Source organism: Pseudomonas sp. NFACC37-1, assembly GCF_900101575.1.
Classification (GTDB): domain Bacteria; phylum Pseudomonadota; class Gammaproteobacteria; order Pseudomonadales; family Pseudomonadaceae; genus Aquipseudomonas; species Aquipseudomonas fluorescens_AA.
Window position 1 is genome coordinate 1 of the sequence record NZ_FMUZ01000063.1, and the last position, 10629, is coordinate 10629.

7 protein-coding genes are annotated in these 10629 nt (G+C 62.1%); 5 read left to right on the forward strand and 2 right to left on the reverse strand.

Annotation, left to right across the window (positions count from 1 at the left end; genetic code table 11):
- Positions 1 to 426: 426 nt before the first annotated feature.
- Together lapD and lapG are read right to left on the reverse strand one after the other, a co-directional pair.
- Positions 427 to 2373, reverse strand: coding sequence for a cyclic di-GMP receptor LapD (gene lapD, locus BLP82_RS29335; protein WP_092176904.1), 1947 nt, complete (start codon positions 2371 to 2373; stop codon positions 427 to 429).
- A 14-nt stretch (positions 2374 to 2387) separates the two neighbouring features.
- Entirely contained in the window at positions 2388 to 3011 is a 624-nt protein-coding gene (gene lapG, locus BLP82_RS29340; protein WP_371914157.1) for a cysteine protease LapG, read from the reverse strand.
- 271 nt (positions 3012 to 3282) lie between these two features.
- Here lapG and BLP82_RS29345 point away from each other — a divergent pair, with 271 nt between their 5' ends.
- The 5 genes from BLP82_RS29345 (at position 3283) to BLP82_RS29365 (ending at position 10295) form a co-directional block, all read left to right on the forward strand.
- Positions 3283 to 3975, forward strand: a complete 693-nt coding sequence (locus BLP82_RS29345) for a GntR family transcriptional regulator (protein ID WP_092176911.1) — start codon at positions 3283 to 3285, stop codon at positions 3973 to 3975.
- A 684-nt stretch (positions 3976 to 4659) separates the two neighbouring features.
- Positions 4660 to 5436, forward strand: coding sequence for a DUF3050 domain-containing protein (locus BLP82_RS29350; protein WP_092176914.1), 777 nt, complete (start codon positions 4660 to 4662; stop codon positions 5434 to 5436).
- Positions 5433 to 6365: a diiron oxygenase gene (locus BLP82_RS29355; protein WP_092176916.1), complete on the forward strand. Its 933-nt coding sequence runs from the start codon at positions 5433 to 5435 to the stop codon at positions 6363 to 6365. Before BLP82_RS29350 ends, BLP82_RS29355 begins: the two co-directional genes overlap by 4 nt.
- Before the next feature lie 10 nt (positions 6366 to 6375).
- Entirely contained in the window at positions 6376 to 9798 is a 3423-nt protein-coding gene (locus BLP82_RS29360; protein WP_092176919.1) for a non-ribosomal peptide synthetase, read from the forward strand.
- A gap of 32 nt (positions 9799 to 9830) precedes the next feature.
- On the forward strand, positions 9831 to 10295 hold the full coding sequence (locus BLP82_RS29365) for an SRPBCC family protein (RefSeq protein WP_092176922.1): 465 nt from the start codon (positions 9831 to 9833) through the stop codon (positions 10293 to 10295).
- The last annotated feature ends 334 nt before the right edge of the window (positions 10296 to 10629 follow it).

Consider the following 10629-nt stretch of genomic DNA (forward strand, 5'->3'; position numbering starts at 1 on the left):
TTGCATCAATGCTGAATGTGCCGCCTTCGCGAGCAAGCCCGCTCCCACAGGGGAAACGCGGTCCCCATCAAGAACCAGGTCGGCTATAAGGCCGCCTCGTCCTGGCTTTTGATCTGGGGGCCCCGTTAACCACGCTGGCCGAACGCAGGTATTGTGGAGTGGGCATCCCGGCATGGATGCCGGGATAGCCGCGCTGGGCCATGGATGGCCCTTCGCGGCGGGCCCACGGAGCAATGCCGGAGTGAGGGCACACCGAGCCTAGGCGAGGTGCCGAGTGGTGGGGCATAAAGCGTTTTGCTTACTTTTGCGCTTCTCAAAAGTGAGCCGCCGTAAGGGCGGAACCATAAGTCGCCGTTACGAAAAGAACGGATATGTACTCGGTCAACAACATCCAGGCCGGCTACCAGGCCGCCTCGTCAACAAGCCTCACCCCCAACGCCGAGGCTCCCCAACCAACTGCCCCTGCACCCCAAACAACCCCATCTCCCGAATCACCGCCAACTCCCCCTCCGTCTCAACCCGCTCGGCAATCAACGGCAAATCGATACTGTGGGCCGCGCGCTGAATAGCCTCAATGAACAAACGCTTATCACTTTCCTGATCAATGGCGCGGATATAACTGCCATCGATTTTCAAGTAAGCCAGCCCCAGCCGCGACAGGTTGCCGATCATGCTGAACCGCCCACCAAAACGCTGCAGGCTCAAGGAGAAACCAAGTTCGCGCAAACGCCGGGTCAACTGCTCCAGCACCGCTTGCTCCGGCAATTGCTCTTCGCCAATTTCCAGGGTCAAGCGCGGCCCAAGGTTGGAATGGGCCCGCAGGATCTCAAAGATCTTGTTCAGCGCCTGAGGATCGGCCAAGGTCGCCGAAGACAGGTTCAACGCCAGGGACTGTTCATGCCCGGCCATTTGCCTGAGCACTTGCTCGAGCATCAAACGGTCCAGGCGCGCGGTCCAGCCGAAGCGCTCCAACCAAGGCAGGAAACGCCCGGCGGGGATGGTCTGGCCCTGCTCGTCCAACAGCCGCGACAACACTTTGTAATGCAGCACCACCTGGGTGTCCTGGGCGGCCACCACCGGCTGGAAGTACAGCTCGAAGCGCTGATGACTCAAAGCCTGGTCGAGCAAGGTGTGCCAGGCATGGTGATCGTCGCCGACACTGGCCGCCAGGCTGTGGTCCAGGCAGGCCCAGCCGGGTTCGCCCTGGCTTTCGGCCTGGGCCAGGGCCTGGTCGGCAAGCTGGAGCACCGCTTGCGGCGAGTCGCCGTGGACAAACGGCGCCAGCCCGATGGAGGCCACCGACGCCACGTCAGTCGCGCCAGTGGCGTGCAGGCTCGCCAACGCGGCTTCGAGGTTCTGCGCCAGTTGCAGGGCTTCCTCGCGCACCAGCCCGGGGGCCAGCACCGCGAACTCGCCGCCGCGAATACGCGTGACCAGGTTGAGGGTTTCCGGATAGCGGGCGCACTCACGCTGCAATTGCTCGCCCACGGCCTGGAGCAACTGGTCGGTGCGCTGCCCGCCCAATCGCTGGTTCAAACCGGCCAGGTCCTTGACCCGCAGCAACAGCAGATAACCGGAACTGGCCTGCTCCGGATTACTCACCCGGGCATTGAGCTGCATTTCGAAATAGCGTCGGTTGGCCAGGCCCGTGAGGGTGTCCTGGTAGGACTCGACCCGCAGTTTCTCGCTGCGCTCGGCCTGCTCCTGGAACAGCGCCTTGAGCTTCTCGACCATCTGGTTCATCGCCTGCACCACACGCCGCAACTCAGGCGTACGGGGCAACTCCGGCAGGCTCAGGAACTCACGTCGGGCGATGGCATGGGATTGATGCACCATGTAATCCAGCGGCTTGAGTTGGCGCCGCAGCAGCAAGGCCCCCAGCACCGCGCTCACGGCGCCGCACAGCAGCAGCCAGCCCAGGCTGCCCAGGGCGCTCTGCCAGAGCTTGGCGAGGGCGAACATCGGGTGGCTGACCACTTCGACCCGCGCGGCCTGTTCCCAGCCGCGGCTGACGATGGCATCGCCGCCAGCCGGCTCCAGGCCGATGAGCTTGATGAACCACTGCGGCACGCTGCCGGCGTCCGGTGTGCCGGTGCGCTCGACCAGAGTCCTGTCGGTGGCCACGTCTACCACGCGAATGCTGGCGTAGTAGCCGCTGTCAAAGATCGAGCTGACCATCAGCTCCACCATCGCCGGGTCGTCGATGTTCGGCGTCAGCGACAGGGCCAGCGCCGTGGCCGCGTCCTGGGCGTGGGAGCGCAACTGGTTGACGTACTGGGCCCGCGAGCTCTCCAGGCTGACCATGAAGCTGCCGCTGAAGGCAACCACCAGGAACAGACAGATAGCGATCAACAGCTGTTTGAACAAGGACATCTGAGCGCGCGCTCCTAGTTAGTCGTCTCGACCGGAAAACCTTCGGCCTGCATTTTTTTCAACACATCCTGCCACCGGGACAGGCGCTTGGTGTCACCCACTTTCTTGTTGCCCTTGGCGCCCGGCAGCCACAGCCCTTCGGCATTGAAAGAGTAGACCGGGAGCAAGTCGGTTCGCTGGCCGGCCGGCAGGATGCCGTCGATCAGGCTGTCGAGTACCAGCGGCATCGCCTCGGGCGTGGCGTAGTAGGTGAGCACCATGTGCGCACGGTTCTGCCGCAAGGCCTTGACGTAGGTGATGCGCAGCTTGTCACTGGACACCCCGAGATGACGCAGGCTGAAGTACTTGGCGATGGCGTAGTCTTCGCAATCGCCAGCGCCCTTCCACAAGGCCTGGATCGGGGTTTCCCAGTAGTCGACCTCGCGCCACAGGTCGATGTCTTCCACGTAGCGCACCTGTTTGTTGAAAAACAGGTTCACCACCTTGAGCTGTTCGAGTTCCGGAATCTGTTTCTGGGTCGCCAACAGTTGCTGCCATGCGTCGATCCGTTGCTGACCTTCGCCCAAGGGACCATATAACGCTTGCGCCCGCCGGCTGATCTGCGCAAAGTCCCAGTCGGCCTGCAGGCCACCCAGCATCAGGCCGGCCAGTAACAATGCCGAACACAGCCAGCGCAAGGACCTGAGGACAGGGAACGGTGCAGCCAAGGGAAATACGTCCGAAAAGGGTCGTTGGAAATTCGTTGGATGGTGACGCCTGGCCCACTAAAAGACAATGGCAAGGTGCGATCACCGCAGGCAGACTAAACTTTAGTTCAGGAACCTCCGGTCGAGAGACTTTGACGGCTCACCAACCTGTAACTAACGTGAGCCTGGATCCAATTTTTACTACCAATCAGGGTGCGTTGTCGTGACACAGAAGCCCAAACCGCTCAGCACTATCCAGATCAACGGCCCCATTCCCGCTGACCAGGCACGCTCGATCATCGAAGAGTCTCTGCGCGAGGCCATCCTCGATGGGCGCTTGCCTTGCGGTACCGCCCTGCGCCAGCAGGAACTGGCCGACCTGTTCGGCGTGAGCCGCATGCCGGTGCGCGAGGCGTTGCGCCAGCTCGAAGCGCAGTCACTGCTCAATGTGGTTCAGCATAAGGGCGCCGTCGTGGCACCGTTGATCACCAACAATGCGGTAGAAACCTATGCCCTGCGTTCGGTCCTGGAATCGTTCGCCTTGCGCCTGTCCATCCCCTTGCTCGATGACAGCGACCTGGCAATGGCCGCCCAGTACATCGAACAGCTGGAAATGGAAACCGAACACGCCGAGATCGGCAAGCTCAACCGGCTGTTCCACATGTCGCTTTATCACAAGGCCCCCAACAGCAAGCTGCTGGACCTGATCGAGCGCGAGCTCAATGAAGAAGAGCGCTTCCTGCGCTTTCATCTGTCGTCCATGGGCCTGGGCAAGTTGAGCCAGGACGATCATCGCGCGCTGCTCGAGGCCGCGCGAGCCAAAGACATCGATAAAGCAATCGTATTGCTGGAACTGCACCTGGAAAAAGCCTCTGTCACCATGCGCCGGTACTTGGAACAGCCGTCGAAGCTGTGATCCCATGTCGGCGCTCCGTCCGGCGTAAAAATTTCTTACATATCCTTCCGACTCACTTGTCGCCAGCGCGGCACGGCCTCGCCGTGGCTGCGGCTCGTCGCCCCATCAGTTCAATGGCACTGCCATCGATTTGGGCTCACTCTTGCGCTTGTCGATTCAAAACAGACCTGAAGAAGTCAACGCCTGGCTGAGGCCAGGCGAATCGAAGCCAATACGCAAGGAGCGTCGTCCAACCGGCGGGATGATCGGATGTCCGACCGACGTCCTGCCCATAACATAAAACTTCCTTACTCCCCGATCCCTGAAGTGCTCCGAGTGAGGCATTCACTCGAACTATTCGATTCTGATACTCCTAAATCGGAAGGAGCTTCTTCGCCTCAATAAAACTTATATTAAAAGTTTTAAAAGCCCTCTTCGCGCCCAATAAAATGCCCACTTTAAATAATTAAAAAAGTACTTGCCGCTTACTTGCTCCGTGTATTAGTTTTTTATTCGCCGCGTTACTTGCGGCCCTTCCGACATGCGACAACCCAATCAAACATGGGCATCGCAAGCCGAAAGCACGATTTAAAGAGAATACTTAAGCCACTTTGGCAATTCATGGATTTCGGTTCAGGCACCCGCTCGCCCTCACTAACTAACGAGCCGCCTTCCGGACAAAACATCATTGATGAGGACGTTCCAATGCAGCCATCCAAAGAACAACTATCTCTCAAAAAACACGAACTTGGCCAACACCCGGTTTTTTCCGAGATTACATCAATCGATCTGTTACGCCGCTTTATGGAAAGCCATGTCTTTGCCGTCTGGGACTTCATGTCGCTGACCAAGCGACTGCAACGTGAGCTCACCTGTGTCCACCTGCCCTGGCTGCCGCCGGCCGACCCCCACGCGGCCCGCTTGATCAATGAAATCGTGCTGGGGGAAGAGTCGGATGACCGCCCTGGCGCCGGCTATTGCAGCCATTTCGAACTGTACCTGGATGCCATGCGGGAAATCGGCGCCGATACCCGCGCCATCGAGCAGTTCATCACCCTGCAGCAGGAAGGCGTCAGCCCCGAGACCGCGCTGGACAGTGTCGAGGTCGAACCGGCGGCGGCGCGGTTCGTCCGCCAGACCTTGCACACCGCCCTGCATGCCCCGGCCCACAGCGTGGCCGCCGCCTTCGTGCATGGTCGCGAGAGTGTCATCCCGCAGATGTTCCAGCGCATGTTGGACGCCTGGGGCATTGGCCTGGATCAGGCACCGACCTTTCGTTATTACCTGCAACGGCACATCGAAGTCGATTCCGAAGACCACGGGCCGGCGGCAGAAAAACTGTTGGCACGGCTGATCGATGGCGACCCGCAGCGCGAAACCGAAGTCCTGGCCGCCGCCCTCGCCGCCGTCCACAGCCGCGCGGCCTTGTGGGACGGCCTGCGCCAGAGCATGACCCAACCGGTTGCGCAGGTGACGCCATGAACGCCATCCCCTACCAATCCTTCGCCGACGCCTGGGAGAGCCGCGCCACGATCCGTACTCGGCCACGGCGGCGGGTCGAAGACGACGACAAGCTGATTTTCCCCATGAGCCGCCAACCGCTGGTGCACAGCCAGACGTTCCTCAGCCACTGTGCGCAACTGCGCGACTTTGTGCTGGTGCAGAGCCTCTACAAGTTCATCAACGACGTGGTGATTTTCGAGACCGAACTGGTGGACCACACCGCCCGGCGCATCGCCAAGAACCGCTTCGGCATCGAATTCCCGTTCGCCTGCCGCTACGACGCGATGACCGTGGTGGTGGACGAGGATTACCACGCGCTGGTGGCGATGGACTTCATGCAGCAGACCATCGACATGACCGGCATCGATCCCATCCCGCTGCCTGGGCAGATCGAACTCAGCCGCGCCATACCGGCGACCCTGGCCCGAGCGCCGGAGCATTTGCTCAGCGCCGTGGAGCTGATCTGCATCGCCATCGCCGAGAACACCGTGACCAACGAAGTGGCCGCCTTCGCCCGGGACGATTCGGTCAAGGCTTCGATCAAGGGGTTGATGGCCGATCACTTGCTCGACGAAGGCCGGCACTCCGGTTTCTGGACGCGACTGGTGCAGATGTACTGGCGCACCGCCCCCGAAGAGGATCGCGCAGCGATCGCGCGCTTGATGCCCGGTTTCATCGCCCAGTACCTGGCGAGCGACCTGCAACAAGCGTTCGACTTCGAGCTGATCGCGCACCTGCCCGTCGACGAATCGGTACGCCAGTCGTTGCGTGAAGACGCCAGTGCGCTGGCGTACCCCATCAATCGTTTTCACCCGTTGGTGGGCAACATCACGCGCTTTTTCCGCGGCAGCTCGATGCTCGCGTCGCCCTGCGTACGCGACGCCCTTGCTGATTACCTGACTCCATGAGGACCTTCCGATGAGACGCCTCGACATTGCAGTGCCTGGCACCAGCCAGGCCATGACCGAACTGGCCCACGAACTGGAGCTGCACGGCCACGCAGTGGTTCGGCACTCGCCGGCCGGCCACGATGCGGTCGACCTGTTGATCGACGACGGGACGACACCACAAGCCATTGAAGCCCGCTCGCGCCTCCAGATCCGCGTGGCGCTGTGCACGCTGCCCGCTGAAGCATTGCCGCAACCGGTACTGGTTTTTCGCGACGGTGGGCAGCGGCTGTTGTGCCAGGAAGTGATCGCGCCGCAACGCGATGGCAATGGCCAGTCCTTGCGCCTGCGTACGCTGGCGACGCTGGTCGAGACCGGCGCACGGCTGGTCAGCCAGTTATCCCGGGACGAAACCTGTTTCGATCACTGGCCAACGGTAGACGCTGACGCTGTCGACCAGCCCCTGCTCGGGCTCGATGCGTTGGAGCCGCTGGCCTTCGAGCACGGCCTCAATCGGCCGGCGGTGCCCTGGCTACTGGCCGCCGCCGACGTGCCAGTGATGCACAGCATTGAACAACGCCTGCTCGATGACGCGACGCAACCAGCCCTGTGGGTCGATGGGCAATTCATCGACTACAAATCCTTGCGCCGCCTGGCGCTGGGGTTGCAACAGCCGATGTTGCAGAGGTTAAGCGGCGCGGCCAAGCGCCCCTTGGTGATCGGTGTCTGCCTGCCCAAGTCCGCGCACCTGTATGCGGCGATCCTGGCGGTGCTGGGCTGTGGGGCGGTGTACCTGCCGCTGGACCCGCAGCATCCGGCGCAACGTCGGCGCTTCATCCTGGAAAATGCCCAGGCGGACCTGCTGCTGCACGACGGCAACAGCGACCTCGGCGACCTCTCGGTGCCAACGCTGAATGTCCATCAACTGCCAGCGCCCAAGCCCGGCATCCCGGCTTCGCTGATCCGCCGCACGGTGAACATCGACGAACCGGCCGTGGCGATCTACACCTCCGGCACCACCGGCCAACCCAAAGGCGTGTTGCTCAGCCACCGCAACCTCAGCCATTTCTGTGCCTGGTACGGCGACTACGTCGGGTTGCAGCGCGACAGCCGGGCGTTGCAGTTTTCCACCATCAACTTTGACGCGTCGCTGTTGGATATCCTGCCGACCTTCATCCACGGCGCCCTGCTGGTGGTGCCCAGCGAAGACCAGCGCCGCGACCCGCAGCAATTGGTCGCGTTGATTCACCAGCAGCACATCAGCCACGCCTTTCTGCCGCCTGCGCTGCTGAGCGTCATGCCCCTGGATACGCCGCTGGGCCTGACACACCTGATCACCGGGGGCGATGTCTGCGAGCCGTTCGTGATCGAGCAACTCGCGCCACAATGCCAGTTCCACAACATCTACGGCCCGACCGAAACCACGGTGCTGGCGTCCACACGCCAGTTCGGTGTCGGCGACAACAACCGCAACCTCGGCGTGCCCATCGCCAATGGCCGGGTCCTGATCCTGGACGAACAGTTGCAACCGGTTCCCCAGGGTGTCGCCGGCGAGTTGTACATCGCCGGCCCGGGCGTCGGCCTCGGCTATCTGAACGATCCGGCGCTGACCGCGACGCGTTACCACGACCTGACGCTGCCCACCGGGCAAGCGCTGCGGGTCTATCGCACCGGCGATATCGGCCAGTGGACCGACAACGGCATCGAACTGTGCGGCCGCCGCGATAACCAGGTGAAGATCCGCGGTTTTCGGGTCGAGCCCGAGGAAATCGAACACTGCCTGCGCGACAGCCAGCTGTTTCGCCAGGTGGCGGTGGGGGTCGATGAAAAGCGGCGGATCCTGGCGTTCCTGGTTCACCCCGAACAGGCGCACCCCGGCGCGGCCCTCCAGGCGCTGCGCGAGCATGTGCAGAACAGCTTGCCCAGCTACATGCACCCGGCGGCCTACGTCGAATTGCCCAGCCTGCCCTACACCAGCAACGGCAAGGTCGATCGCCGGGCATTGCTCGCCATGGCGGTGCAAGTGCACGTCGACGGCCAACGGCGCCAACCGCAGAACGCCCTGGAAACACAACTGCAGCAACTGTGGGCCGAGCTGCTTGAATTGCCGGTCGACGACATCGCCACCGACGAGAGCTTCTTCAACCTTGGCGGGCACTCGATCCTGCTGTCGCGACTGCTGCTGGGCATCCGCCAGGTGTTCGGCCGCAGCCTGTCGATCAACCGCTTCATCGAGGCACCGACGCTGATGACCTTGGCGAAGCTGCTGGACGACCCGGAACACAGCAACGCATCGGTCCTCAGCCCCCAGGCCTTCATCGATGCCGAGGCCGAGCTCAACCTTGATCCGCTGCCCATCAGCCAATGCGGCGATGTGCACAAGGTGGTGGTGACCGGCGCCAACAGCTTTCTCGGCGTGCACATCGTCGAAGCGCTGCTGGCCTGGGGCGCCACGGAAGTCGCGTGCCTGGTACGCGCGAGCGCCGAACACAGCGCGGCTGAACGTTTCTCCCAGGCCCTGCGGGACAATCACCTGACCCACCTGGACCTGGACCGTGTCAGCGTGTACGCCGCCGACATCACCCAACCGCAATTGGGTTTGCCGGACGACGTCTACGCCCGCATCGATAGCACTTTCGGAGCGCTGGTGCACAACGCCGCCCACGTCAACCATGTACTCGACTACGGGTCGTTGGCGCGGGACAACGTCGAGCCGATTTTCGAGTGCTTGCGCCTGTGTGAAGGGCGCAGCAAGAAAATCTTCAATTTCGTCTCCACGCTGTCCGCCTCCAGTGCCCTGGATGCCGACGGCCAGGTGCTGGAACAGCCGGCCGCCGAGACGCCGCCGATCTACATCAAGAACGGCTACAACCTGTCCAAATGGGTCGGCGAACGGATCCTGCAACGGGCCCGCGATCGCGGGGTCTGGGTCAACCTGTTCCGCCCCGGCAACATCAGCTTCAACAGCCTGACCGGGGTCTGCCAGCCCCACAAGAATCGCTTGATGCTGATGCTCAAGGGCTCGATCCAACTCGGCCAGGTGCCAGACCTGTCACTCAATTTCGACCTGATGCCGGTGGATTTCCTGGCCCGCTTCATCGCCTTCCACGCCAGCCGCTACCAGCCCACCCAAGCGGTGTTCAACCTGCACAACCCGCAGCCTTTGAGCTGGGACGCTTACGTCGCGTCATTTCGCGATAGCGGCCGGGAATTTTCGCTGGTGAGCGTCGCCGAGTGGCAACGGCAACTGGCGCGGGTCGATGCCGACAATGCGTTGTTTGGCGTGCTGGGTTTCTACCTCAACGGCTTCGAGGAGGACATCGGCGATATCTCGCTGATCAGCCACGACAACGCCCGTGCCGGCGTGCGGCAGATGGGCGCCAGCTATCCGGAAAAGTCCCCGGCCCTGCTACGTCGCGGCGCCGACTACCTCAAGGCCATCGACTTCATTTGAAACACCCTCAACCCAAAGCAAGGAGCAAGACCATGAGTGCATTGCAACCCGACACCCTGATCAAAAACCCCCACGCCTGCCAGGTCGAAACCTCGGTGGAGGTCACGGCCGACGCGGCGCGCGTCTGGGACGTGGTGGGTGATTTTGGCGGATTCAACCGCTTCATCCCGGCCCTGGAGCACATCGAAATGACCGGCGAGGGCGTGAGGTCCCTGCGCAAGAAATTCTTCCGCGATGGGCAGAACCTGGTGGTGGAACAGCTCAACAGCCGTGACGACCAGGCCATGCACATGACCTGGACGCTGATCTACAACACCCTGGGCATCGACAACCTGTGGGCGGCCATGCGCGTCGAACCCCTGGCAGACAACCGCTGCCGTGCCACCTGGACCATCATCGCCGACCACACCGACGCCCACACCCCGTCGGGCTTCAGGGATTTCCTCCAGGGCTTCGCCGATGAGGCGATGGGGAATGTGCAGGAGATGTTCAAATAAGCACCCGTCCCTTGTGGGAGCGGGCTTGCTCGCGAAGGCGGCGGGTCAGTTGCCGGTGAACTGATCGTCCCCACGCTCTGCGTGGGGATGCATCCCGTGACGCTCTGCGTCACCTTCCAGAAGCGGAACGCGGAGCGTCCCTGGCGGCATTCCCACGCAGGAGCGTGGGAACGATCGAACCGCCAATCCTCTGTGGAAGCGGACTGAACTGGTCAAGTAATCCCGGACACCGATTACGGTGTTTATGCCGCTTTTTGCTCCATGGCTATTGGCGACAGGTAGTTGTTGTAGCTGTGGAGCCTGGTGCGGTTGTAGTACATGAAGAAACGCACCA